This is a genomic window from Mesorhizobium sp. M0772, assembly GCF_040320135.1.
GTDB lineage: Bacteria > Pseudomonadota > Alphaproteobacteria > Rhizobiales > Rhizobiaceae > Mesorhizobium.
This window is the reverse complement of the sequence record NZ_JAMYPB010000053.1, coordinates 14588-39442: the sequence shown is the minus strand read 5'-3', so window position 1 is coordinate 39442 and position 24855 is coordinate 14588. Positions and strand designations below refer to the sequence as shown.

Genomic DNA, 24855 nt, shown 5'->3' with positions numbered 1-24855 from the left:
CGCTGAGCAAATCTATCATAATTCTCTCCCAGAAGTGGCGTTGCCTATCTTTTGCAAAACGGACCCTCGGCGCCGTTCCGCCTCGATCCAGCAATAGTTGACCATTTAACGGAACGGCGCGAAGTGCCCCAGCCCATGGTATCCGGGCTCTGAGCCACGCTCCGTCCGGCGCCAGGATCTTCGTCGGGAAAAGCGGCCAGCCGAGACTCAGTTGCGGTAGACCGGCTCCTGTTGGTCGAGGATCGCCTTCAATTCGCTGAGATGACGCCCAGCCTGGCCGGAATAGTCACCCATCTCGCTGGCCGTCTTCTCGGCGATCTCGTCGGAGAGCGTGCGCAGCGGCCGGCCGGTCCATAGCGCCTTGACGTAGGTCTCGGCGGCGCGCTCGAAATAGAACATGCGGTTGAAGGTATCGGCGACAGTGTCGCCGATGACCATCACGCCGTGATTGCCCATGACCATCACCTTGACCTTGGGGTCGGTCAGAAGCTGCGAGCAGCGCTCGCCCTCCTCCTCGAAGGCCAGCCCGCCATAGTGAGCGTCCACGACATGGCGGCCGAAGAACATGGCCGAGTTCTGGTCGATCGGCGGCAGCGTCGAGTCGGCCAGCGAGGCAAGCACGGTGGCGTGGACCGAATGCACATGCATGGCGCAGCGCGCATGCGGCACGTTGCGATGGCTGGCGCCGTGCAGGCCCCCAGGCGGTCGGATCCGGGGCGTTGGGACCGGAGAGCGTATCGATATCGTTGGCGTCGATCAGCAGCAGGTCGCTCGCCTTGATGCGCGAGAAATGCACCTGGTTGGGGTTCATCAGGAATTGCGAGCCATCGTCGTTGACGGACAACGAGAAATGGTGGGCCACCGCCTCATGCATGTTAAGCCGCGCCGTCCAGCGGAAGGCTGCGGCGAGATCGACCCGCTCCTCGTAGAAGGGCAGGTTGGTCAGCGGCTCCTTTCGCACGCGGGCGAGGTTCATCGAAACGACTCCGTGAAAGAGGCAAGGATGCTGCGCGCCCAAGGCCCGCGCAACCGGTTTCGCTTGGGGCAGGGGGCAGAAAGGCCCTCGCCGCTAGCCGCCAACCGCGCCAGTGAACTACCGGGAATGCCCGCGGGCGCGACCAACAATGCGTCGAGGTCCGCGCGCGCTATCCCCTCACGGACCTTCTGCTCCCGCCGCCCGCGCTCTGATCGTGGGAATGGGACGCCGGTTGAAGAAAGCGCTGAAAATGTCGCAGCCATACGCCACCCAAATTGGTCTCGATGAGATTCGCGTCATTACGGAATATGGAGCATTGGGGAGGCAGGTTTGCATCAAAATACATCGGTTTTTGAAGCGCTGACCGCACAAAGCGGTCCGGTTTGAAAGTTTGTCAGCCTGTTGGATGTACGCCCGACCTACCTAATCTGGATCCGGCAGAACAACCTAGTTTTCAAATTTGCAGGACCTGTGCTATTTTTGTTTCAGTTTGCGGCACGAATTGCAAAAAAATGTTGCGCTAACTTGTGCGATTGTGAAGGTTCCTGACATGGCCGGCATCGCAATGGACGACCTGGATCGAAGGCTCCTTACAGCCCTACAAAAGAACAATCGGCTCTCCTTTGCCGAACTCGCCGAACTTGTCGGCTCCTCAGCGGCCTCATGCATGCGTCGCGTGAACAAGCTGCGTTCGGATGGCGTGATCGTTGCGGATATCTCGCTGGTCGATCCGAATGCCCTTGGCAAATCGCTCACCGTTGTCCTTACGGTAGAGCTAGACCGTGAGCGTCTTGACCTTGTCGACGATTTTAAACGTGCGATGCGCGCTGCCAAGGAGGTTACCCAGTGCTACATGGTTACGGGCAACGCCGATTTTGTGCTGATCGTGGCCGTCGAGGACGTCGAGGCTTTTGACGTCTTCATAAAGACAAAGCTCTATACCAACCCCAATGTCCGAAAATTCCACAGCATGATTGCGCTGGATCGTGTCAAGTTCGAGCCCCGGATCACGGTGTAGCTTTAGGCCGGTTGCGCTGAAGCCGTCAGTCCGGGCGCAAACCGTGAGATCGCACCCTCCGAAGAGTGGCCTGCGGCTGTTCCTTGGTGCAGACCAGTTCGAGAAGGCGATCCTTTGGCGGACCTCAAAACCCATGATACATCCTCGAATTTGCGTGTGGGCCGGACGCACGGCGCGACTGTGGTTGAACACCGGACATGGAACCCTAGTTGGAATATGCGGGCCAACTCGGGAAAGGAGCGCCGTGATCGCTTGAACGATCAACACGGGCTTGTTGTTACGTGAAGTGCAAGCGTTCAGTCGGGCTCTGTTCATAACAACGAGTTCGCTGTGAGAGCCCCGCGCCGCCTTTGAGTTTCGCTCGGCAGACGGTGCCTAACCCGCCGAAATGTTAGACGTCGGTATCCGCACGCAGTCACTTTCATGGACGGGCAATACCTGCCGATGGCCGAGGCCAAGATCTCCGTTTCGGATTGGGGCTTCCTAAATTCAGATGCAACCTACGACACTGTGCACGTCCGGCATGGCAGGTTCTTCAGGTTGGACCTGCATTTTGATAGTTTCTTTGGGGGTTGAACGCCTTCGAATGAAACTTCCCTATGAAGGCAAGAAAATCGAATCGATCCCCACAGCCTGTGTCGCTTTGTCTGGGCACAAGTCAGCATACGTGGAGATGATCTGCACGCGCGGTTCATCGCCGACATTCAGCCGCGATCCCCGCCACGCGGAGAATCGCTTCATGGCATTTTCTATCTCTTTTAGGTCGGTTGCCAACAAGCAACAGATGGAAGGAGGCTTGCACGTCGCAATCAGCGAAACCGTCCGCACCCGCCCAAATCGATCGATCCCGCAAATCAAGAACTATCATTGGCTCGATCTCGTGAACGCCTTTTTGACGCTTACGACGTGGGGGCGGAGACAGCGCTGATACTAGATGCGAACGGACACATTGCGGAGGGGCCTAGCTTCAATGTGTTCGTTGTAAGGGACGGTTTCCTGAGGACGCAGCTTTTGGGGTGCTGCCTGGCATCACGCGCCGAACTGTCTTGTGCCGAGATAGGACTCTCGGCCACGGCTGCTGATGTGCTGAGATCAATGTGGCTGACGAGGTGTTCATCACCTCGACCGCCGGCGACATAATGCCCGTGAAGCGCATCGATGATCCGCGATCGCTAACGGGCAAGTCGGATTCGTCACCTGCCGGCTCATGGATCTCTACTGACGAAAGCACGATGATCCGGCATGGTCGACTGCTGTCAGCTACCCATGATGAGAAATGAGCTATGCGACAGCAACTTGGCGAGTGACTCCTTGGCGATCTTCAAAGCCCTCGTCACGCAACTCCCGAAAGTCGAGCAGGCGCGCAGGCGGGGCGTCGCCCCGGTTTTGGTGGATTGCCATATGCATTTCCTGCGGAGTGCCGATGAAGAACGCTTTCATTGCCTTGTCGTCGGCGGAAGGCTACGTTGAAGCTACAAATCCGAGCGCGTGATCCGCCTCGGCGCAGTCGTCCAAGATCGAATTCGCGAGTGGCGGGCCGTTGTCACGTTGTTTCAAATCTGGCTGCATGAGGCCGACCCCGGGCTTTTGAGGCGGGCCGTGCACTCACGGTCATGGGCGCGCTGCTACCTCAATTTCCTTACCGCTTGATCAATGTAACAGCGCCCTACCATGACTTTTTCGCAGGCATCGACAAAGGCGCTCCACTCATGGTGGGCATCTGATGACTCCCAATTCCCGGCCCACCTCCGTGAAGGCCTCGACCGCACGGTCAACATCCGCACTCGAATGTGCGGCGGAGATTTGCGTGCGGATGCGCGCCTGGCCTTTCGGCACCACGGGGAAGGAGAATCCGATCACATAGATGCCGCGCAGTAGCATCTTCTCGGCCATCTGCTGCGCGAGGCTCGCGTCACCCAACATTAAAGGGATGATCGGATGGTCCGCGCCAGCCAGTGTGAAGCCCGCCTTCGACATCTTCGAGCGGAAGCGGTCGGCATTGGCGTAGAGCTTCTTGCGCAGCGCATCGCCTTGTTCGATCAGGTCGAAAACCTTCAGCGACGCTCCTGCAATGGCGGGCATTAGCGTATTGGAAAAAAGATATGGTCGCGAGCGCTGGCGAAGCCAGTCGATGACCTCGCGCTTGCCTGACGTGTAGCCGCCCGAGGCGCCTCCAAGCGCCTTGCCCAGCGTGCCAGTGATGATGTCGATGCGGCCCTCGACGCCGCAATGCTCGGCCGAGCCGCGCCCATGCCTGCCGATGAAGCCGACCGCATGGCTATCGTCTACCATGACCATGGCGCCGTATTTCTCGGCCAGATCGCAAACGCGTCCAAGATTGGCAATGATGCCGTCCATCGAAAACAGCCATCGGTCGCGATCAACTTGAAGCGGCTGCCTTCGGCCTTCTTCAGCTCCTCTTCCAGCGCGGCCAGATCGTTATTGGCATAGCGGAAGCGCCTGGCCTTTGAGAGCCGTACGCCGTCGATGATGGAGGCGTGGTTCAGCGCATCGGAAATGATGGCGTCTTCCTCGCCGAGTAGCGTCTCGAACAGACCGGCATTGGCGTCAAAACAGGATGAATAGAGGACCGTATCTTCCATCTTGAGGAATGAGGAGATCCGCGCCTCGAGTTGCTTGTGCTCTTCCTGAGTGCCGCAGATGAATCGGACAGACGCCATGCCGTATCCATAGTGGTCGAGCGCGGCCTTAGCCGCGTCCCGCAGATCTTGATTGTCGGCCAGACCGAGATAGTTGTTGGCGCAGAAATTTAGGACCTTGCTGCCATCCCCGAGTTCGATCTCGGACGACTGCGTCGATGTGATGACGCGCTCCGATTTGTAGAGCCCAGCAGACTTCAACCCAGCAAGTTCCGCCGACAAATAGGCAAAAAAAGCGTTGTTCATCGGCAGCTCCGCAGGAATGCAGGACGTAAGCCCTGCACAAGTATGACCGGACGCTCGTCGTCGAGTGGTAACGGCTGTCGATTCGCTCAACGTCGCGCTCCAAGAGGCATGCGTGCGCCCGGTCAACTTTCTGCACTTTGAGGGACGACGGCTCATTGCCATTGTCACGAAGCCGCTTCCCAGCTTGCGCCGCTTGGCGCAGGGACGGGTCCGACCGGCCCATTAGCAATGCAGTTGTTCCATCGGATCACTTTCGACTCGAAGCATCTAACTGTTCAGCTCAAGGGACGACCTCTTAGGAGAACCGGCTGGCACGCATTCAGCTTCAAATCTATTCCGGACACCCTCTAGCATACGCTCCAATCGCTGCCCGATCTGGTCACAGTCGGCCCGGGTGACGGTCAATGGCGGTGCAACGATGAACCAGTCTCCATACTTCCCTCCGGACGTACGCCTCGAGTAGATTATGAGACCTTCCTTCAGTGCCTCGGTCCGAGCGACTTCAGCCACGTTAAAATCGTAGCGAAATTGAGCCTTCGAGTCCTTGTCGCGTACCAATTCAACCGCGTATAGCAGCCCAATTCCGCGAACATCGCCTACGATGGGTGAGGTGTTCATGAGCTGCCGCAATATTCTCCCAAGATGTTCGCCAGCCTGTGCGGCGTTGGTGATTAAATCGTGATCTTCATATTCGTCCAGGACTGCGAGCGCGGCGGCGCACGAAATAGGGTTTGCGCCGTACGTGTGTGAAAAGTTAAATCCGGTTAGCTTTGCCAATTCATCGACGGGCTCTGCAGGGAGAAGCACCGCACCTAAAGGACTGTAACCCGCGGCAATTCCCTTTGCCATGACAATGACATCTGGTATGCAGCCGCTCAAATGATGTGATGCGAGAAACCTACCGGTCCGGCCGGCGCCGCACAAAATCTCATCGAATACGAGAAACACGCCGTATCGGTCGCACAACTCACGGATGCGTTGAAAATAAACAGGTGGCGGCACGAGGCATCCGGTTGCCACACCGCCTACCGGTTCAACCACGTACGCGAGGACGTTTTCTGGGCCGAGATTTACGAAAGCATTCTCAAGCGCCGCTACGCATTGCTCGGCGATTTCTTCAGGCGACAGTCCCGGTTCTCCTCGATAGGTCATTGGAGCGGGCACTTTCGCGCCTATAACTGCGAAGCCAGATAGAAAAGGTGCTAAGGATTCATCGCCCGAAATCGCGAGCGTGCCAATTGAGGCACCATGATACGAGGGCATGTTGGAGATCAAAATGCGCTTGCCGGGCAAGCCTTTTGCAACTGCATATTGCCGCAGGAACTTCAGCGCAAGATCCATCGCCTCGCTTCCGCCTGACGCGAGGCCGACCCGTTCGAATGGCGCCCCCGCGAGACTGCAAAGCCGCCCTGTTAGCGCGGCGTTGGCGGCGTGACGCGCAACGCGCGGATAAGCATAATCAAGCGTCATTGCCTGCTGATACATCGCTTGCGCAACACGCTCATTAGCATGTCCGATATTGCACGCGATAGGACCCGACGATCCGTCGATGTAGGCTTTCCCGTGCTCATCGAACATCCAGATCCCTTCCGCCTTGATCATAAGCGGAACGGGCTCAGATCCATCTCGGCTAAAAAACGCATCCTGAAACATTCCGGAGCTTGCGGTAATATTCGTGACCAACTAACATCTCCAAGTGGTATTCTGCATTCAGACGGCAAATGGAAGGCTACTCTTTAGCAGCCAAGTCTAATCTATTCGAATTGACCTGAAAGTAGCGTTGGCAGCGTCGAATTTATCCACTAAAGCCTATGACACTTGGGGTGGAGGTTCGCACCAAAAGGGGCCGCCGGCTGAAACGGTTGTCGCATACAGTGTTGTGGTTTGAAACAAGCGAGATCCGCGGCACTCTCCGACTGTGCGGCTGGAGATGCGGGGACAACCCGGTTTCTAGAATATAGACGAGTACTGTTTGCGGCTGAGCGATGCCGACGATCCTCTGGAAAAGCCGAACGTGCTGGTTCCGTGGGGAGGCGGCAAGCCACTCTCCGAGGGGGTGAAGCTTGAAGTGCTCCGATGGAGCCAAGGGCGGTCGTCCACCCTACACGGCTCCGTACAGTACACGTTTCGGCGAGGCTCGGCTTCCTGAGCTTGCCGTTCTCGTCCTCAAGCTGCCACAACCGCTTGATCTCCGTGGCAGCAGTCCGTCGTATTACAACTTGCAATTGAAGTACGTCGCCTGGCTGATCCCCGCCCGACGACTGATCTCCGACGCGGATTCCGCTCGACCCCTGCTTGAGAATGAACGCCTTCTGCGCGTCCGAAAACTTCGATGCCTTCATCGTCTTCCGCTGCTCCCAGCCAAGGGATGTTAGGGGTCAGAGCATTTCTGTTACGATGGCGGGTTGAGCAACGGCGAAGACGCGAAGTCTTCCGATCGGGGCTGATGATGGAACGGGCCCACCGTTCGGACAGGCCCATGACGGCCAGAGCGCCGACCGCAAAGAGAAGCGAGTGACCTGCGGGACGGTCCACAAAAAGTGCAGGGGCGGCTTGACCTCAACGACCCCAATCAGAGAGGCCTCTAAAAGGCGCGAAATTTAGTCGAAAGCTATTGGTAGTAGAATGCCACTTCGCCCAACGTTCATCACAGGATCGAGACTTGCACGGGACTGAAAACCTGCTAGGCGGCCACCGAATACGTAACAGTCAAGTCCATAAGCCATTTTCTTGATCGACCGGCTTGGCAAATGCAGAGCCGTAACCTCTCCGGGTGCGACGTACTCTTGAACGACGTAAGGGTCGCGGGCGGCCCGGTCAATGTGTTCTTCCCACAACTCTGAGGATGTGAGGCGCCCAACCAAGACGTGCTCGCCGCGCGTCGCGTTGGAGGGCTTCAGAACAAGATCGGTCTTGTTCTTCTGGATGTAGCTGACGAGTTCGATCCGACGCCGTTTTGGGTCAGTCGTTACTTCCTCTCTAACAAGGCGGGTCCAGGGAATATGGCGCGCAATAAGCTCGATCTGTTCGGCGTTGAAGTTCGAGCTGAATCGATCATCGCTGAGCAAAGCAAGGATAGCCTTGTCAGACAATACACACTGGGAAATCCACGGGTTTATAGCTACCAATTTTTGATCAGCGCAGGCACGTAGGTAATCGTAAGCTTCGCTAGAGTCAACAACGTCTCTCGGATCAAGCTTATTATAGACAAGTTCTATGACCTCATCATCTTTTCCAAATAGCCCATGAGGCGTCAATTTCATCGTGCTAACATCCAGCAACGTTGCCTTTACGCCTGCGTCTCTCAGGCCGTTCATTATGAAGTCTACTTCATTTGCGTAGCGACCACGAAAATTGACTACTGCTGCTGTTTTCAGTTCTTTGCCGGCCGCAGCGTAGTAGGCGGACACCAGCTCTCGGACGAAGCAGTTTCGATCTTTTACGAAAGGCTGCTGGCTAACGTCTAGTGAGAGGCCATGCGTCAATGGATTAGGTATACTGCTCCAGATTTTTGCGGCGAGGCCGTTCTGAATAACACCACCGGGCGATTCGGTGTTTGTTTCAATGATCTTATAATATCCATCGCTGCCAAAGAGGCCATCTAGCCGGCAAATTCTAACTATTGGTCTAGATTTTGGAAGGTTAGTGATCAGGTGCCGCACGTCTTTATAAGCAGGAAATAAATCTTGTACCTCTTCATTGCTGCAATACAGCTCAGCGGCGACATCAAGCAGCTTAATCACGGCCTCAGCGGTAGCGCTGAGGTGATTTGCAAGACCACACTCTATCGCAAGGGGTCGGAGACATACGGGATAGGCACGCCCCTCAAAGTGCATCCCCGCCTCTGCAATCGCGCTGGACAGCTCGTCTTGAGCCTCCCAGATCGAGGCTGAATCGCAAGTTGCTAGCTCGCGAAGTCGGCGCTCAATTCGTACATTCGCTTTGCTGATTGCAGGCACCATCGCGATCGTCATGGGCAGTCCCTTTCTAGCGGCCTTATCAGTTTGCCCGACCGATGGATTCTTGGGCACAGCTCGGATTTAGCTGGACCCGGTCAGAAGGTAGCCGGCGCGGAGCTCGGAAAATCTTTCCATCGTTCGGTGTAGTGTGGCCAGACCATTTCTGACCGGCTGGTCTCTGACAGGAGTTAAAAGATAGCGTTTTGGGGTTTTTCAGGAACTGCCAAATCTAGTGGCTTGACGCTGCCAGCGATACCGCGGATTCGGTCTGTTCCCGCGGTTCATCTCTGCAGAGAAGGTCACCTGATTGTGGTGGGCGGCCTCCGGTCCCGGCATCGCAATGTGCCAAAGTGTGGCTGTCGAAGGTCACACGAGGGAGAGCCGTCAATGGAGAAGGTTAGCACAATCAGTCTGGATGTCGCCAAGCACGTTTTCAGGTGCACGGGGGACGCGGAGGGCGCGGTGGTTTGCGCCGGAAGTTGCGTCGCAACGATGTCGTCGCATTCTTTGCGTCTTTGCCGGCATGCCTGATCGGCATTGAAGCCTGCGCAACGAGCCATCACTGGGCCCGCGTTCTCGTGGGGCTGAGTCATAGGTCCGGCTGATGCCAGCCTCCTATGTGAAGCCATATGTCAAACGGCAGAAGAATGACGCGACGGACGCGGAGGCGATCTGCGAGGCGGTGACGCGGCCGTCGATGCGCTTCGTTCCGGTAAAGATCGAGGAACAGCAAAGTGTACTGATGTTGCATCGAGTTCGTGAGCTTCTGGTCCGACAACGGAACATGCTGGTGAACGCGCTGCGCGGCCACCTGGCCGAGTTCGGGATTAACGCGCCAGGGCATTGCCGGCGTCGGATGCTGATCGGGCTCGCCGAAGACGAGAATAACCGGCTTATTCCCTCGCTTGCCTGAGATGCGCTTGTTCCCTTTCGAACAGCTACGGCGGCGCACGAGAAGGTCCGTGAGTTCGATCATCAGATTCAAGCCTGGCACCGCTCGAATGAACTGAGCCGGCGACTGGAAATGATCCCGCATCGGTCCAATCACCGCCAGCGCGATCGTTGCAACCGTGACAGACGCCTCCCTGTTCAAATCCGGTCGGATCAGCAAGCAGGGCGATCCCTATATCCGTCGACTGCTTGTAATTCGCGCACATGCCGTCCTCAGGTTCAGCCGCAAGGGCAGCAGCGCCTACCCGCTGGGCTGCCGAGCTTCTGACGAAGAAGCTCGTCGCCGTTGCTCTTGCAAAACAAGATGGCGCGGATCGTCTGGGCGCTGATGACTACGGGCAAGCGCTTCGTAACTTCGCCGGCAGCGTCACGCAGTCGCAGAGAATACGCAGAGATTGGTGAGGTGCTGATGGTTTGATGGTGGACGATCGAACCGGGATCGGACAAACCCGCTCAGTGGGTGCCGTTCAATTGCCGTTCCCGAGAGATGGGTGACAGTTCAATCGGGGTACATTTTCGGCCCTTTGGAAGGAGAGCAAGGTGCCTAGGAAGGAGTGTAACGTCATGGAAGAGCGGCTGAAGTTCGTCGCCCGGCTGCTGGACGGCGAGAAGATGGCGGTGCTTTGCCGGGAGTTCGATATCTCGCGCAAGACCGGCTACAAGATACTCACGCGCTACAATGATACCGGCCTTGAACGACTGACGGAACGACTCGCGAGCAGAACAGTGAACAGCTTGCTAAGATGAACCAATTCGCTGGCGTCGAGAACTCCTTTTGCTAATTCCGGAGGCGTATTTCTCGGCCATGCCTATCAAGGCGTCCTCGTCTGCGCCGGCATCTGGTTCTATGCGGCGCGCCGATCGCCAAGGATTCGAATCTGATGGAGCCGGCGGCCATCAACGTGAGTGCGCAGCGTCAATCAGGATGAGAATGCCGGCGGCTTGAGAGCAGGGAGGGCGTAGCCCGACCGAAGTTTCAAGCCGCCGGCGGCGATCCCTTCCGTAAGCGCTGTTCTTAGGCCCCGGCCTTTAGCTCGGGCGCGCCCGGATATAGGCCCAAGGCAGCAGGTCGTCGATCTGGCTGTTTGGATGGCCGTTGACGATCCTGGTGAGTACGTCGGCGAGATAGCCGAGTGGCTCGACGCCACTGAGTTTGCAGGTTTATGCCGACCGCCGAAGTTTGCCGAGCGCCTCTTCCGATCATGGCGGTATGAAGCGCTTTGCCCGCCATTTCGACCGAGAATCGTCGTTGACACTCGGCATAGTTCTCATGCTCAAAGGGCGTTCAGGAATTCAAGAAGTCGGTCGTTTGGCCGAAATCGTTCGGCCTTTGCGCGTTCGTATGGCTTCAGCTTGGCAAGTGCGGATTCCTTCAGTTCAAAATGTGCGTGAAGATAGGTCAGCGTCCTTTCCATCGCCTCATGGCCCAGCCATAGGGCGATGACCGAACAATCGACGCCCGCAGCAGCTCCATGGCAGCGCTGTGCCTCAAAACATGAGGCGACACCCGCTTCGAGCGGAGGATGACGCAGTGTTCGCGAGCCTTGGCGACATGTTTGTTCAGCAGCGCCTGCACGCCGTCGGCGCTCAGCCTGCCGCCGTGCATGTTCGGAAAGAGAGCCGTTGCGCCCCGTTTCCTGGGCTCGTTGAGCCAGCCCCGAAGGGCTTGCTGTGCAACCTTGGTGAGCGGCGTACTTCGCTCCTTGCGGCCCTTGCCAACGCATCGCACGTGGGGCACCGTGCCCCAGCATGACCGGGTCCCGGTTGAGATCGATGATTTCCGAGACCCGCAGGCCTGTTTGCGCGGCCAGCAACAGCAGAGTGTGATCACGCCGTCCCAGCCATGTGCTGCGATCCGGACAGGCCAGGATCGCTTCAATCTCGGGCCTGGTGAGAAACTGAAGCTGTCGCTTGTCGCATCGCTTGCTCGGGATCGCGAGCACGCGTTGAATCTGAGCGCTATAGGCCGGCTCCTCGAACGACGCATATCTGAAGAAAGACCGAATGGCTGTGATGAGGCGGAGGGTCCGGGTTCTCACTGAGGCGGACCGCAGTGTCTCGAGGTAGTCCTCCAGAAATGCGCCGATGAAAGGCGCGTCCAAATCCCGCAGTGTCAACTGCGTCGGAGACCTGCCAAGGCGTGTCTGCGCGATGCAAACAGGAGCCGGAAGGTGTCGCGATAGGGGGCGATGGTGTTGGAGCTTACGCCTCGATGTCGCCATGAGCCGATCGGTGAACCACCGCTCGATCAGCACGGCTAAATCGTTCGAGGCGCTTATGAGCGAACCTCCCACGCTTACCCAGCAGTCGCGCAGCATGGGTCATTAGCTCCGGCGCGGCGGATAGATGCAAGTAGGTGTCGCGAACATTGGCGTGGCCGAGAAAGGTCGAGAGGACCGGCAGTTCCCGCTCGACATCTTCGCCCGCACGATACCAGTTGGTCAGGGCCTGGACGGCGAAACGGTGACGAAGATCGTGAACCCGCGGACCATTGCGCTGTCCCCGCTGCCGCAGACCGATCTGTCGCGACAGCTGCCAGAACACCCGGTGCACGTATTGGTGCAGCAATCTGCCGCCCTGCTCGGCGACAAAGAAATAGGGGCTACGAGGCGCGACGAGATGCGCGTCGCGTCGCGCGGCATAGTCCGACAGCACGGCGACCGTCGTGGCATGGAGCGGGACCAGCCGCGACTTGCCGAACTTCGTCTCCCGAATGGTGAGGACACCTTGGTCGACGTCGTCTCGGCGCAGGTCGAGCGTTCGGAATGGCGTAGCCCGGCGACCGCTATCAATCCGAACAGGCAATGATATGTCTAGCGACGGAGGGCGTTGGCCGGCGGCAGCGACAGGGCCGCCGCCAGAAGCGCCGTGATCTCAGCATCGCTATAGATGTAGGGCTTTGCCCGCCGCGCCGGCGGCACAGCGTCTTGAGGTGGCACTTCCGTCAGGGCTCGAAATAAGCGAGGTGCTGAGCGAAGCAGCGCACATCGGTCAGGCGGATGGACCAACTCGGTTGTCTGCCGATCAACGTCACCCACTTCATTGCCAACGCCGTGCTGATGGTCTCGGCGCCGCGAGCCTCCATGAAGGTGACGAAATCCGACAACCGTCGAGCGGGCCCGTGGTACTTGTATCCCAACCCCTGGCGCATGCCCACATAGCGCTCGAGCGCTGTTCGAAGACGGCTCATTGGACACCTCCCGGCCAGGGCAGGCTCAGTTCGCGCAGCTTCTCGATGTCGAGCTTGGCATAGATCCTTGTGCTGTCGATGCTCCGGTGACGAAGCAACTGGCCGATCTCGGCAAAGCTGGCCCCCGACCGCAGCAGGTCGGTCGCAAGGCTGTGGCGGAAGAGGTGCGCGCCGTGGTGCGCATAGCCGTGAATACCCGCCCGCTCGAGGGCCTCCTTCGCGATCATCGTGATGGCGCAGCCTGAGGCACGTGCGGAGCAAGCATTCGCAGAAATAACCGGCAACACTCTGAAGCCGGTCGCCCATGCCGGATGTAGGCGACGATAGCTGCACCGACTGGCGTAGTGGCATCATCGCTTGACGCCGTCCCTTGCCATGGACGAGGACACTGCCCGACTGCCAATCGATATCGTCAAGACTGAGCGCGGCAACCTCGCTGGCGCGCTAGCCCAGCTTGGCCAGCGCCATCAGAACCGCATAGTCCCGAAGCCCCATTGCCGTGGTCCGATCGCAGGCATCTAGAACCAACTGAACCTTCTGTGGTGGCAGGAAGGTTGGCAGGCCAGCAAGCCGCCAGCGACGGATCGACGGCACACAATCGGCCAAGGCTACCGAAATGAAGCCCTTCAGATGCAAATAGCTGCGCACCACCCCGCACATCGCTTTGCCGCTGTCGGCGGAGCCATCGAGAGCATGTCGCTCGACATAACCGATGACGATCTCCGGGGTGAGCGCTGCAAATCCATCTGCGCCACCCGGACAGACCTCCTGCAGAAATCGGCGTGAGAGCAGCTTGTGACTTTCCACCGTCGAGGCGGCGAGCCCTCTCTCATTCGTGAGGTAAGCCGCGAACACATCAACAATCCGCTCATGCTCCGTACGCTCAACTGGAGGGGCGGCTGGTATCAAGCCTTCTTGCCGTAGCGGCAAGCAAGCGCCGGAGCGCAGCTCGGTCGCCCGAATCGATGCTCCAGTGTTTGGAACGGTGCTCAAGAAACCGCTCGACTTGATCTTCGCTTAAATCCTGGAGATCGTGCCCGTTGCCGAGATGCCAGTCTCTCAGCTCACGAAATAGGCTTAGCGATCGCCATGTGCATTGCTGACCAAAGCCTTCGTCGGACAATCTGCCCGCGTAAACGCGTGCAAACTCGCCATACGGCCCGTGGATCAGCTTCCGATACAGTGTGCTGCGTTGCAGATAGTCACTTGCGTTCATGTATCCTCTCCTTCGCGTCAATTGCGACGGAGAGAGCCTAAGCTATGCCGATCCAGCTACCGCTACGTTGAGGAAAGTGTTGGTAAAAACTTGCTCGCTCGGCATAGTTCGGCGGTCGGCATAATGCAGAGCGTTTTTAGCTTGGCGTCGCGCAGAAAGCCGGGTGGCGAGAGCGCGCTGCGGTGGATCGCGACGGTGAGCTAAAAACGTGTTGGACGTGCCTCAAACTGTGTGGCGTGACCGGTTTGGACAATCCGGAGAGGTCTCGCGCTTTCGCGCAGGCTTGTCCCACCGCCCTCTTGGTGGTCGGCTGGCCGGCGCGATCGCCGGGGAAGAGCCACGCCCTTGGCCGCCGTATCTTCCAATAGTCGCGCAGAATCTCCAGCAGCTTGGGCGACAGCATCATAGCGGTGGTCCTTCTGACCTTTGCCCTGCTCGATGCGGATGACCATTCTCTGGCTGTCGATGCCCGTGGGCTTCAGCTGAACCGCTTCCGAGATGCGCAATCCGGCGGCATAGCAAGTGGTCAGGATAGCGTGGTGTTTGACGTCGAGGACGCAACCGAGGAACCGCTGAACTTCCTCGGGACTGAGGACGATCGGCAGCTTCTGCGGCTTCTTGGGAAGCGGCAGGACCTCTTCAGGCGCCCAATCCCTCTCGAGCGTCACCTGCCTTGTAGAGAAAGCGCAGCGCCGCAATGGCGGTGTGGAACGAGCCGGGCGACAGCTTCTTATCGTTCATCAGATAGACCTGATAGGTCCGAATATCCTCTCGGCGAGACCTGTTGCAGCCGGGCGGGGGAGCTTGGATCACCACATCCTCACAGGCGCGGCAGATCCCATGGGGAGTGGATCGTGGCCCGCACTCTGGCAGAGTGGGCCATCTTAACTCGCTCTTTGGAGGCCCTTTCATGCATCTTTCGACCGCCGATCAAGCCGAGCTACAAGCCGCTGTCCGCGTGGATCTTGGCGCAATCTTCGTCTCGCTGGAGCTGTCTAGATCGACTTGGCTAGTCACCTCGATTGTACCGGGCAGCGAGAAGATGTGGCGCCACATGGTCGCCGGCGGTGACAGTGCCGGACTGCTCGTCTGCCTCACCGGGCTGCGCAGCAAGGCCGAGGCGCGCACAGGCACGCTTTATCCGTTGGTGGTGATCCAGGAGGCGGGGCTGGACGGCTTCTGGATCGACCGGGTGCTGAACCGCGAGAACTGGATCGAAAGTCACATCGTTGATGCGGCATCGATCGCGGTGTCGCGCCGCCACCGTCGTGCCAAGACGGATCGGCTTGATGGCGAGGCGCTGATCCGCGCCCTGCTGGCCGTGAAGCGGGGTGAGCCGCGCGTCTGCTCGATGGTCCGGGTGCCGACGCCGAGAATGAGGATCGCCGCCGGACCAACCGCGAGCGCAAGGTGCTGGTCGCCGAACGGGTCGAGCACGTCAATCGCATCAAAGCCTGCTCTTCAGCCAGGGCATCCGCGACTACGAGCCTTTGCGCCGCGACCGGCGCGATCGCCTGGAAGAACTGCGGACCGGCGATGGCCGCGCCCTTCCGGCCCGCATGAAGGCCCAGATCGGCCGCGAACTTGACCGTCTCGAATTGCTGCTCGGCCAGATCAAGGCCGTCGAGGCCGAGCGCGACGCGCTGCTCGCCGCGATGGCGGTGGGCGCCTCGACGCCGGCGGCGATGTTGCTCAAGCTGAAGGGCATCGGGCCGGAATTCGCGACTATCCTCCATGCCGAAGGGCTGTTCCGGCATTTCAACAACCGCAGGCAGGTGGCCGCCTACGGACTGGCACCTTCCCCATGGAAGAGCGGCACGATCGATCACGAACAAGGCGTGTCGAAGGCAGGCAATCCGCGGCTGCGAACGACGATGGTCGAGCTTGCCTGGCTGTGGCTGCGCCATCAGCCGGCCTCGGGCTTGGCCCGCTGGTTCAGCGAATGGGTGGCGCGCAACGGCGGCCGCCTCAAGAAGGCAATGATCGTCGCGCTCGCCCGCAAGCTGCTGGTGGCGCTGTGGAAGTACGCGACCGCCGGCGTCATCGTCGAGGGAGCGCACATGAAAACCGCATGACCGCTTCCATCACCCTTTTCCTACATTCCGCAAAGGCCTGATCAGCCTTTCGGATCCAGGTGGGCGAACCGAAAATATGCATGGCCTCAACAGCCGATCGGCAGAATGGTTTCGTATTCCTGAGCCTGCGCCCGCCGCAAGCGGGATATTGGTGCTGCCGCCAGGAGCGGCGACCGCATGTGAGGTGGATGAGGCCCGGCGACCGGGCCGCGTCAGGCATTTTGGGCCGCCGCACGACGATCACACGCAGCTGCGCCGGAACGATGTCGAGCCGCTCGCTCACGTCCTCGCCGATGCGATGCAGACCATTGCGGCAGCACGGGCAGGCTTGATCCTCGATGTCGACGACCATCGGAGCGGAACACGGCGCGGATCGTGGCGGCGCTATAGACACGCGGATCCTCACCGAGGGCGGGCAGCAGCCGCTTGACCATGCGGCCCTACCGCGAGACCGATCGGTCGGACAGGCCGCGATGAACGGATAGCCATCGCTGGTAATCCAAGATCTGCGGATGGACGATCTCAGCCGGGGCTGGTGGCGGCGGGACAACACCACACTCGGCGAGAAACGTGACGAACCGGCCCGCGCGTCCCGCGTACTTCGCCGACACTCTGTTCCACCGGCGACCCCCTGCGCACCGGCAGTGATGGCGAGCGAAGCCGTCGACCGCTCCCTTGCCGAGGCCGTCCAACTGCAGGCCCACTTCGCAGACCCACGCCGCAAAGTGCCGGGCGGAATCCGTATAACCCCTGATCGTCAGGCCGCTGTGTGCCAGAGCTCAAGGCTGTAGCGAACTCTACAATCAACGGAGCCAGAAACCCGGCGTCCATCAGTACCAGCTTCGGGGCCTTCCCCTTCGTGCTGACCATATCGTCTCTCCTTAAAATGCATTGCGCACCTCAGGGAGGACCTAATTATGCTGGCGGCAACGCCTGATTTGGCCAGTCTCAAGCTTTTGACATATCGACAATATGCCCGCCTGAGCCGGCCAGGACTCCGCATAATCCTGCGCTCCACATAATTGCGGAAGTCGACCGGCTTTGTCGCCACCAAGACCTTGACCGCACCCGTCGGCCCGATCACGACGTCGCCTTCAGTGCGCGGATCACTGCGGCCACCGTCTTGGTATCGGCGCCCCGGCCGACGCGCATCGCGGTGCCGTCGATCTCAAGCTCGATCATGCCAGCATCTTGGGTGGCTTGCCGTTTCCGCTGCTTCGCTGGACGCTTGGCTACAGGTTCCAGCGCCGTCACAACCGCCGGCACAAAGGCAGGAGAATCTTGCTGCACCGAAGCGACCTGTTTGCGCGCTTCGCGGCGCCAGGCGAAGACCTGCTGCGGCCTAAGGTCATACCGACAGGCGCCCTCGGAAACGACTGCGTTTGGCTCCAGCGTTTCCGCGATGATCCGCGCCTTGTCATCCACCGACCAATGACGCCGACCGCCGGCACCGTTGATCACCTCGAAACGCCGAGGCTGCCGATCCGGGTCAAGCGTAAGGTCAAGTCCAGACACAAGCCGATCTCCGATCCCAATACAGGATCGGCAACCTCACAGATCGCGAGCACTCCCGAAAGGTGGTTCCACAACAGCGCTTACTCCCTTCCGGGCATCGTCTTGTGATCGCGGTCGACCGGGTATGTGTTTTTCCGATTTGGAGGAATCACTTTGTGCCCGGCGCACCTCACCGATCACCAGATGAGGCTTTTCATGAAGTTCCGGCAAACCCACACGACGACGGCGGTCGCGGCGGCGAAGACGTCGATCAGCACGGCGCCTCATCCGACGAAATGCCCATCCCTGATTTTTCAAAACAGATGAGGCGATTGGGGTCGATGTGAGAACGTGATCAGGAAGGAGCAGCCGCCCTTAGGCTACTGAATGGTGAAAGAGATACCCTGCCTGGTGATCTATAAGGCCGCAGGGGCGGGCCGGTCATGTCGCTTTCCACCGGCTCAAATCAAGGAAGATCGGTCGCGGCACGTTCCGATTGCGGCAGCTTTTCCCAACGTGGGGTGCAGAGTGCGCCTATCGGAGACTGACCTTGCCGGCAATAGTCTTGAGGACGGCGCGGAAATGGTGCACAGGTTTGAGGCCGACCACGATCGTAGCGGCAGGAACGATGCCGAAGGCGCGGAATTGCTGCAGACTTTAGTATCTGGGCCGGCTCGTCCACCACCAGAACGTTGATGCCGCCGACCGGCGGCTGGCGACGCCTCGTCCGCGATTGTGAACAGCATCGACCTCTCTCATGCCATGACGCTCGTCGCCATAGGTGGAAACCTGTCCGCCTCGACGGTTATAGCTCTTCAAAAGCTGTTATGGCGAAGACACCCGATCGTTTGCAACAGATCCTTCAATTAAGTTTACAGAGTCTTTGCGAGCGCGAAGCGCCGCAAGTGGTACGTTCACCACGAAGTCTGAGATCACGCGCAGCTAAGGAACTCATGCCGAGTTTCGCTCGGACAGCCGCACGGCACGCAAGTGGGAGTTAACAGCCGATGCCGAGAAAAGCGATCATCCTGATTGAAGGCCATACGAGAGGTCCTGGTCTGCTATATGTCGAAACAGCCAGGCGTCTTGGCCTTCATCCAATTACACTATCGACTGATCCAACTCAGTACGACTATCTTGCGGCAGAAAGCACCGAGGCAATCCGCGTCGATACAAAAAGCCTCGATGCGCTAATCCGCGAATGTTGCCAGCTAGGAAAGGAATACGACATTGCTGGCATCACATCCGCTGCGCAGTCTTGCTGCGCGACAGTTGGCAAGCTCTGCCGGTGTTTCGGACTACCAGGACCGAACCCCGCATCGGTTGAGAGATGCAACGACAAATTCACTCAACGGCAGCTCCTCGCGGAGGCCGGCGTACCAATACCTGCTTACCGCTTGGCAACAGATGTAACCGAGGTGGAAAGCTCTGCTGCGGAGATCGGCCTGCCGGTAATTCTTAAGCCAGCCGTAGGGATGGGCAGCAGCGGCGTCCGATTGTGCCGCAACGTAGATGAGTTAGCCGAGCACGCTGAGTATCTATTGGGCGGGCAGCATACATGGCGGTCTTCGTCGAGGATCTTGGTCGAAGAATTCGCACAAGGTCCCTATCACCACGCTGAGATAATGGGAAATGAGGTAATTGGGATTGGCACCGCTGAGTTGTGCGACCCACCGTATTTCGTCTTTCGTGAGTGCACCTTTCCGGCCCCGCTGACTGATGACGACCATAAACGTATCGCCGATGTTTCGCTGAGCTGTTTGCGAGTTCTCGGCCTTGGGTGGGGGCCAACGGGCATTGAATTCCGGTGGACGAAGCGCGGCCCAGTCGTCATTGAAGTCAATCCACGTCTTCATGGCCCGCCCAGTCCGCAAATGATTCAACTGGCTTACGGTGTCGATGTCATCACCGAGCACATCAAGCTTGCAATCGGCGAGAAATGGAATTTGCGCAAAAGGCATTCGCAGACATCGGTCGCGCGGTTCCTAGTTCCTGATCACGATGGAATCCTCGATTGGATCGGCGACAGTCGGGCAGCTGCTGTACCAGGGGTAGCCGAGGTCAACTTCTATGTTAAAAACAAGACGCCGATTGTCAGGAAAGGCGATGTCCGAGACTTGATCGGACATGTCATCGCCGCTGCACCGAATCTTGCTCAGACCGAGGCGATAGTTCAGCGTGCCGTCGACTTGATCGACTGGTCGATCACACCATTTCCGGCCCTCGGCGAATAGGGGCAATCTGCGGACCAATCCCCCGCCCGTCATTGGCTACAATAGAGAGCAGGAGAGAGAGATACGTTGCAACGGATCCGTCGCGTTACTAGCCTTTGCGTTCGCTTTGCGCCCGGTAAATCGCGTACCCTTTAGCCAAAGTTGCCCACTGATGACGTTGATGTTTTATGGATGCACCGCATGTTCTGCGCATGGAAGAGAAGCGAATTGCGTTTCCGTGCACACTCGGGCCGCTGCGGACTCCGCATAATTTCCGCTCCGCATAATTGCGAAGTCGGCCGGCCGTTGTCGTAACACAGCCCCTTGGCTCCCGATCGGATGGTCGAACGCACCGCCCGACTCGCCGAGAACACAAGCGCCCGGGCGACACCACTTCCCGGCCGGAGCGTGGCTTGGCCGATGACGATTTCCAGCCATGCTGTGCCCGCGCTGCCCCCCCCACCCCACTTTCACCGCCGAACTTTTGCTGCTCTGCAGCCGAAGGCTCTCTCCGGCAGCAGCGTGACGGCACCGAGCGCAGCGCCTGGCGACGCCAGGCCAACCCTGCTGCGCTCAGCTTTTTCGCGCGGGCCACCGCTGACCCATTCGCACGCCGTGCCAGCGACCCCTCGATGATCCACGCCTTTGCCTTGACCGAACAGCGGCGCCGCGGAAAGGGCATGCTCTCGTCCAGCCGATCGGCTAGACCTTCGATGACTGCAAGCTTTCAAGTCTGGGCTGTGCAACTGCAATTTGTCCACCCGTGAAGAATCTTGGCGCGAGTGTCTCGCTCTTCATCGAATGAACACGGGAGTAGGCGCTTGCGGCAAGATCGTTTGTTTAAAACTTATTCCGAGTGTTACCTTAAGTAAGTAAAAATTAACTCAACTTAATGTTGCGTGCTGCGTTGAGGTGATAGAGCTTCAGCGATGCGATCGACAGCGGCGCGCAGAGCCGCAGTCCCACAGCCAGAAGCTTTGTATGACCAGTCACGACACCCGACACAAATGGCTGCGGAGGAGAGCTATGGAACCTCCGGGGATGACTGCAGTCTCACAAGTTCGGGAGGCGGCAGCCAAGGAGGCCGACCAGTTTTCTTTGATCCCGCCAATACGCTATCCGGGTTCAGCTAGACAGGCGCTTGCGGCCGAGTTCGGCCGATTTCTCGATCAGACAGATGGCGTCGCTCAACCCCAGCAGTTGTTCGCCCTGTTATCCGCCTTTGCCCTGAAATGCGCTTGCCCGTGGATCGCCTATGGTTTTCCTACTCCCGACGGATTGAAGGCGGTCCGACGCGATTCCGCGATCATGCTGAACTATCCTGATGAATGGCGGCAGCGCTATTTAAAAATGGGTTATGGCAGCATAGATCCCATAATCAAGGCGAGTCTAAAGCGGGCAGGGGCCTTTCGATGGAGCGATGTGCGCAATGACGCAAGCACGACCGAGGACGAACGGCGCATTTTGGACGAGGCTGCGACGTTCGGGTTAAAGTCAGGAATTAGCGTTCCATTGCGCGGCCCCGATCGCAGCTTGGCGATCATGAGCTTTGCTCGACCCTGGGACCGCGAATTCCCAAATGGAACGGTCACCTATTTGCAACTTGCTGCGTTTCATTTCCATCTTAGGGCCATGAAGGTCTCGAATTTGACTGGTGCTGAGCAGGCTCCTAGCCTTTCTGAAAGAGAAAAAGAATGTATTCTATGGACGGCAAGAGGGAAATCCTCGTGGGAAATAGGAGTTATCCTAGGAATATCAACAAACACTGTCAATTTCCACATAAAAAAACTAAAGCAAAAACTGGATACTCCAAGCAGAACGGCTGCTGCGATTAAAGCAGCAAAATTGCGCATTATAGAATTGTAAGAACTGCTTCTGATTTGTTTGGCGCTAAGCGGCGGACAGGTGGCGGCGGGGGCGCCTTTTTTCACCGCGGCTGTGTCTGGACTTGTGAACGCGCTGAGAGTTTGAAGTGTCTGGTTCGACGGGGGCTGCTGCCCCGCCGGTCATGGTCCAGCAGGCTGCAGATTGCTGCCGAACGCCAGCAACAGGCTGGCCTCGGGACAGGTGGCGGCGAAGGCCAGGCGCACGCGCGAGACGGTTTCGATGACGCGGGCGCCGAGCTTGAGGAGCCTGAGCCGCAACGTGGCGAACTCGGCTTTGCACAGATGATGGGATGTGGGCACCGCGTCGCGCAGGGTGATCATCAGCCAGTATGCGACGGTATGCAGGATGAGGCGGACCTGGCGGATGTGTCCGGTTGTCCTTGGCGGCTCAATGTCAAAGTGCCTTTGGTCAGATTGGATCGCGCACCAAGGGGCAAGTCTGCGTGATCTACTGCGCCCGCGGCCAGGCCGAAAACCTGATCAAGATGCACAAGACGACAGGCGGATGTCGAGGCCCACCGCGGTTGCCTCGATGCGGACGCAGACGCGTCTCAAGGTTCCAAGACTTCGCCTTATAGTGAATCTCAGCACAGCCGCGCAGCACAGACTTGCACTTGAGCGCGCGGCGGGTGCGTCATCGGCGCTCTCGTCGACGACCCACAGGAGAACCGTGTTGCCGGGCAGTCCGAAGATGTAGAAGATGCCGTTGTCCTCGCAACATGCCATGATTTGCGCCCTGCCGGGTCGGTGCGCAGCCGGTCGAGATCGTTGGCATCCTCGTAGCCGCAGGCGATTGCAAAGATGCGGGCGCGCAGGATCTCAGCCATGGCCGTGCTTCACCCGCTGCGGGTGACGCGGATCGTGGATCGCAGCCGCAAGCCGGTCGGCAGTCGCAAACGCCGCTCGGCGCCAGCCAGAAGCATGACGCCGCCCTCCGCCATCATCAGCTGTGATCTTCTTGCGTTGGACGGCTGGAAAACACAACGGCGGCAACGTATCGTGGGTCACGGTGGGTGACTCGCGAGATCTGGTGGAAGGTTGGCCCAAGCAACCGAATCCTACGCTAAATTAACGCTTAAGCTACATCCGCCGGCCTCTCCAACTCATGCACAAGACAGCCTAGACGCGATAATGGGCCGGCCTTCGCGAGCATAGCCAAGTTGGTGGCTGTCCCTCAGAATGATGGTCTTGAAACGGAGTCCCAGCGATCGGCTCCACCATCCTGAGAGGAACAGCATAGAACACTATGTGGGAATCGATGTCTCTCCGGAAGAGAGTAGCGTGTGCATCGTGGACGCTAGCGGAACGATCGTGCCCGAAATCAAGGTCGCCAGCGAGCCCGAGGCACTGGTCCGCTATTTCGACGGGAATTGTCTGTCATCCGCATTGGGCTCGAGGCTGGGCCATTGTCGCAGTGGCTGGATGCCGGGCTTGTGGCCGCCGGCCGCGATGCGGTTTTGCTCGAGACGCGGCACGTGAAGGCGGCGCTCTCGGCAATAACGGTGAAGACCGACCGGAAAGATGCACGGGGGATTGCCTTCCACGCCGGCGCGCCTCAACAACGTATTTGTGTATACGTTGCGTTCGTAGGCTGGGTGGCGATCTGCGAACGGCAGCTGGTGCGGTCGGAGGTCACCAATCTCGACAGTGGCTCGGCCGAGCACCTCTACGACGGTCTCGGACCTCCAGCCCATACCCGCGCAAGATCCCGCGGATGCTCGGTTCGACGTCGAGAAGCTTGCGTTGCAGAAGCTTGCGTCCAACAAGAAGGGCTCGGCTATCCTTGCAAGTCGCCGATTTGGCATGGACCGGGCGGTATCATCCCATCCGCAGCAGTTGGGTCAGTCTGAAGGTTTGAGGCGCGCATCCGGGAGCTGATAACAGGGCGACGTCACTTTGGAGACGGTTATTGGTGCGATGCTGGCCGCGCGGACGGCGTTGTGGTGCGAGTTCACTAAGCTCCATCGCGAGATGCTGAAGATCGGCACCCATCCGGTGAGGGGCGGTGGAGCGGGACGTCTGCTTCAAATTCTCGCGGATGAGACGTTCGGGCTCTGTGCGAAGACATCGTGCCTCTGGCAACTCAATTGGATTGTCAAAAGCCCGACAAAATTTTTTTGGCCGGTACGGACAGGCGGAAATATTGAAATTACATCGCTTTTCCGCTTGGCATCGCTCTTGCAATTTAGGTGACGTTCACCTTAGAGGAGGGCCGTCCGACGTCTGTACCGATGATTAGCTTAGGGCCTCTCCACCACTTCTTCGAACAGTGGCAGGCGACCGTCAAATCCGATGCCTGCGGGTCTTTATTCTACGGCTCGTCCGGACGCTGCGTCGGATGTCATCAATCTACGTGAACTGCCCCCTCGCAGCGCTGATGCCGCGGAATTGCAACTCTATACATCTGGACACGATCTTCACCTTCTGTGACCGCGACCTCGTGACCATCTATCCGCCGGTCGTTGAGCTACTCAAGACGTTTTCGTTGCGACCTAACACTGCTGAGGGTGTGCTCGATGTTACCAGGGAGACTAGGCCCTTTTTATCGGTCGTGGCCGAGGCGCTGGGATTGAGGCTCTTCGTACTGTCGAGACCGGCGGCGACAGCTTCGCGGCCGAGCGGGAGCAATGGGCTGCCGCAAATAATGTGATCGCCGTCGAGCCCGGGGTCGGTGATCACCGTCGAGGGTGCAGAACTCAGCCGTGGCCGTGGGGGCACATTGCACGCAATCTCGGCGATTTCCGCCTCAACATGATCGCTGATCGAAATGACCCGCGCGGTCCTGAGCATCGAATTCGCCATCAAAATGGCTCTGGAAAAACAGGCCGCATGAGGCCAGAAATGAAACTCCGGACTCTCCATTGAACTGGAGGGAACAAGGGTCCCAGGTCACGGTCAACATCGGAAAACCGAGCTCAAGAACGAGCGGATCCCTCGCTACCTACGATGCCGTTTTCGTCTTGCTCCTGCA

Annotated in this window: 13 protein-coding genes and 15 pseudogenes; 11 read left to right on the top strand and 17 right to left on the bottom strand. The window is 58.8% G+C overall.

Annotation, left to right across the window (positions count from 1 at the left end):
- Nucleotides 1-207: 207 nt before the first annotated feature.
- Nucleotides 208-976 (bottom strand): annotated as a pseudogene (locus NKI06_RS26235) (class II aldolase and adducin N-terminal domain-containing protein).
- Nucleotides 977-1526: 550 nt separating this feature from the next.
- On the opposite strand from NKI06_RS26235, the gene NKI06_RS26230 reads away from it, so the two are divergent.
- The 3 genes from NKI06_RS26230 to NKI06_RS26215 all read left to right on the top strand — a co-directional run bounded on the left by NKI06_RS26230 (nt 1527) and on the right by NKI06_RS26215 (nt 3274).
- Nucleotides 1527-1994 (top strand): Lrp/AsnC family transcriptional regulator, encoded by a 468-nt coding sequence (locus NKI06_RS26230; RefSeq protein ID WP_352561567.1) that lies wholly within the window; start codon nt 1527-1529, stop codon nt 1992-1994.
- Between the two features lie 586 nt (nt 1995-2580).
- A complete protein-coding gene (locus NKI06_RS26225) occupies nt 2581-2922 on the top strand; it encodes an aminotransferase class IV (protein ID WP_352561565.1) in 342 nt (113 codons plus the stop codon).
- 169 nt (nt 2923-3091) lie between these two features.
- Nucleotides 3092-3274 (top strand): hypothetical protein, encoded by a 183-nt coding sequence (locus NKI06_RS26215; RefSeq protein ID WP_352561571.1) that lies wholly within the window; start codon nt 3092-3094, stop codon nt 3272-3274.
- A 1-nt stretch (nt 3275) separates the two neighbouring features.
- Here NKI06_RS26215 and NKI06_RS26210 read toward each other — a convergent pair whose 3' ends face one another.
- The 5 genes and pseudogenes from NKI06_RS26210 to NKI06_RS26190 all read right to left on the bottom strand — a co-directional run bounded on the left by NKI06_RS26210 (nt 3276) and on the right by NKI06_RS26190 (nt 8874).
- Nucleotides 3276-3434, bottom strand: a complete 159-nt coding sequence (locus tag NKI06_RS26210) for a hypothetical protein (protein ID WP_352561562.1) — start codon at nt 3432-3434, stop codon at nt 3276-3278.
- A 267-nt stretch (nt 3435-3701) separates the two neighbouring features.
- Nucleotides 3702-4900: pseudogene (locus NKI06_RS26205) on the bottom strand (glycine C-acetyltransferase).
- A 267-nt stretch (nt 4901-5167) separates the two neighbouring features.
- Nucleotides 5168-6583 carry an aminotransferase family protein gene (locus NKI06_RS26200; RefSeq protein ID WP_352561560.1) on the bottom strand — a complete coding sequence of 472 codons (1416 nt, stop codon included), beginning with the start codon at nt 6581-6583 and terminating at the stop codon, nt 5168-5170.
- 458 nt (nt 6584-7041) lie between these two features.
- Nucleotides 7042-7242 (bottom strand): annotated as a pseudogene (locus tag NKI06_RS26195) (transposase); the annotation flags it as partial.
- A gap of 258 nt (nt 7243-7500) precedes the next feature.
- Nucleotides 7501-8874 carry a glutathionylspermidine synthase family protein gene (locus NKI06_RS26190; RefSeq protein ID WP_352561558.1) on the bottom strand — a complete coding sequence of 458 codons (1374 nt, stop codon included), beginning with the start codon at nt 8872-8874 and terminating at the stop codon, nt 7501-7503.
- 372 nt (nt 8875-9246) lie between these two features.
- Here NKI06_RS26190 and NKI06_RS26185 point away from each other — a divergent pair.
- A pseudogene (locus NKI06_RS26185) lies at nt 9247-10228 on the top strand (IS110 family RNA-guided transposase).
- 122 nt (nt 10229-10350) lie between these two features.
- Nucleotides 10351-10521, top strand: a pseudogene (locus NKI06_RS26180) (helix-turn-helix domain-containing protein); the annotation flags it as partial.
- A 318-nt stretch (nt 10522-10839) separates the two neighbouring features.
- Here the strand turns inward: NKI06_RS26180 and NKI06_RS26175 are convergent.
- The 8 genes and pseudogenes from NKI06_RS26175 to NKI06_RS26140 all read right to left on the bottom strand — a co-directional run.
- A pseudogene (locus NKI06_RS26175) lies at nt 10840-10971 on the bottom strand (transposase domain-containing protein); the annotation flags it as partial.
- A 113-nt stretch (nt 10972-11084) separates the two neighbouring features.
- Nucleotides 11085-12089, bottom strand: a pseudogene (locus NKI06_RS26170) (tyrosine-type recombinase/integrase).
- Between the two features lie 133 nt (nt 12090-12222).
- Nucleotides 12223-12615: pseudogene (locus tag NKI06_RS26165) on the bottom strand (tyrosine-type recombinase/integrase); the annotation flags it as partial.
- 139 nt (nt 12616-12754) lie between these two features.
- Nucleotides 12755-13000 (bottom strand): hypothetical protein, encoded by a 246-nt coding sequence (locus tag NKI06_RS26160; RefSeq protein WP_352561556.1) that lies wholly within the window; start codon nt 12998-13000, stop codon nt 12755-12757.
- Complete coding sequence (locus NKI06_RS26155) at nt 12997-13227, bottom strand: tyrosine-type recombinase/integrase (protein ID WP_352561554.1); 231 nt, start codon at nt 13225-13227, stop codon at nt 12997-12999. Before NKI06_RS26155 ends, NKI06_RS26160 begins: the two co-directional genes overlap by 4 nt.
- A gap of 217 nt (nt 13228-13444) precedes the next feature.
- The gene (locus tag NKI06_RS26150) at nt 13445-13855 is read right to left on the bottom strand and encodes a site-specific integrase (RefSeq protein ID WP_352561552.1); all 411 of its coding nucleotides are present in this window, start codon (nt 13853-13855) and stop codon (nt 13445-13447) included.
- A gap of 28 nt (nt 13856-13883) precedes the next feature.
- The gene (locus tag NKI06_RS26145) at nt 13884-14216 is read right to left on the bottom strand and encodes a hypothetical protein (protein WP_352561551.1); all 333 of its coding nucleotides are present in this window, start codon (nt 14214-14216) and stop codon (nt 13884-13886) included.
- Nucleotides 14217-14433: 217 nt separating this feature from the next.
- A pseudogene (locus tag NKI06_RS26140) lies at nt 14434-14990 on the bottom strand (tyrosine-type recombinase/integrase); the annotation flags it as partial.
- A gap of 136 nt (nt 14991-15126) precedes the next feature.
- Here NKI06_RS26140 and NKI06_RS26135 point away from each other — a divergent pair.
- Nucleotides 15127-16291 (top strand): annotated as a pseudogene (locus tag NKI06_RS26135) (IS110 family RNA-guided transposase).
- Nucleotides 16292-16511: 220 nt separating this feature from the next.
- Here NKI06_RS26135 and NKI06_RS26130 read toward each other — a convergent pair.
- Nucleotides 16512-16640 (bottom strand): annotated as a pseudogene (locus NKI06_RS26130) (IS66 family transposase zinc-finger binding domain-containing protein); the annotation flags it as partial.
- 731 nt (nt 16641-17371) lie between these two features.
- Entirely contained in the window at nt 17372-17806 is a 435-nt protein-coding gene (gene tnpA / locus NKI06_RS26125) for an IS66-like element accessory protein TnpA (RefSeq protein ID WP_352561549.1), read from the bottom strand.
- 986 nt (nt 17807-18792) lie between these two features.
- On the opposite strand from tnpA, the gene NKI06_RS26120 reads away from it, so the two are divergent.
- A complete protein-coding gene (locus NKI06_RS26120) occupies nt 18793-20019 on the top strand; it encodes an ATP-grasp domain-containing protein (protein WP_352561547.1) in 1227 nt (408 codons plus the stop codon).
- A gap of 1020 nt (nt 20020-21039) precedes the next feature.
- Entirely contained in the window at nt 21040-21864 is an 825-nt protein-coding gene (locus tag NKI06_RS26115; RefSeq protein WP_352561545.1) for a LuxR family transcriptional regulator, read from the top strand.
- A 140-nt stretch (nt 21865-22004) separates the two neighbouring features.
- Here the strand turns inward: NKI06_RS26115 and NKI06_RS26110 are convergent.
- Nucleotides 22005-22892, bottom strand: a pseudogene (locus tag NKI06_RS26110) (transposase).
- A 228-nt stretch (nt 22893-23120) separates the two neighbouring features.
- On the opposite strand from NKI06_RS26110, the pseudogene NKI06_RS26105 reads away from it, so the two are divergent.
- The 3 pseudogenes from NKI06_RS26105 to NKI06_RS26095 form a co-directional block, all read left to right on the top strand.
- Nucleotides 23121-23422: pseudogene (locus NKI06_RS26105) on the top strand (IS110 family transposase); the annotation flags it as partial.
- Nucleotides 23423-23734: 312 nt separating this feature from the next.
- A pseudogene (locus NKI06_RS30920) lies at nt 23735-23867 on the top strand (IS110 family transposase); the annotation flags it as partial.
- Nucleotides 23868-24222: 355 nt separating this feature from the next.
- Nucleotides 24223-24749, top strand: a pseudogene (locus NKI06_RS26095) (arginine deiminase family protein).
- Nucleotides 24750-24855 lie beyond the last annotated feature (106 nt).

Excerpts from the sequence above, each read along its gene's own strand:
- NKI06_RS26160 (WP_352561556.1), bottom strand. The coding sequence starts at position 13,000 with ATGAGCCGTCTTCGAACAGCGCTCGAGCGCTATGTGGGCATGCGCCAG.
- NKI06_RS26210 (WP_352561562.1), bottom strand. The coding sequence starts at position 3,434 with ATGAAAGCGTTCTTCATCGGCACTCCGCAGGAAATGCATATGGCAATC.
- NKI06_RS26225 (WP_352561565.1), top strand. The coding sequence starts at position 2,581 with ATGAAACTTCCCTATGAAGGCAAGAAAATCGAATCGATCCCCACAGCC.
- NKI06_RS26145 (WP_352561551.1), bottom strand. The coding sequence starts at position 14,216 with ATGAACGCAAGTGACTATCTGCAACGCAGCACACTGTATCGGAAGCTG.
- NKI06_RS26190 (WP_352561558.1), bottom strand. The coding sequence starts at position 8,874 with ATGACGATCGCGATGGTGCCTGCAATCAGCAAAGCGAATGTACGAATT.
- NKI06_RS26155 (WP_352561554.1), bottom strand. The coding sequence starts at position 13,227 with ATGATCGCGAAGGAGGCCCTCGAGCGGGCGGGTATTCACGGCTATGCG.
- NKI06_RS26115 (WP_352561545.1), top strand. The coding sequence starts at position 21,040 with ATGACTGCAGTCTCACAAGTTCGGGAGGCGGCAGCCAAGGAGGCCGAC.
- NKI06_RS26120 (WP_352561547.1), top strand. The coding sequence starts at position 18,793 with ATGCCGAGAAAAGCGATCATCCTGATTGAAGGCCATACGAGAGGTCCT.
- NKI06_RS26230 (WP_352561567.1), top strand. The coding sequence starts at position 1,527 with ATGGCCGGCATCGCAATGGACGACCTGGATCGAAGGCTCCTTACAGCC.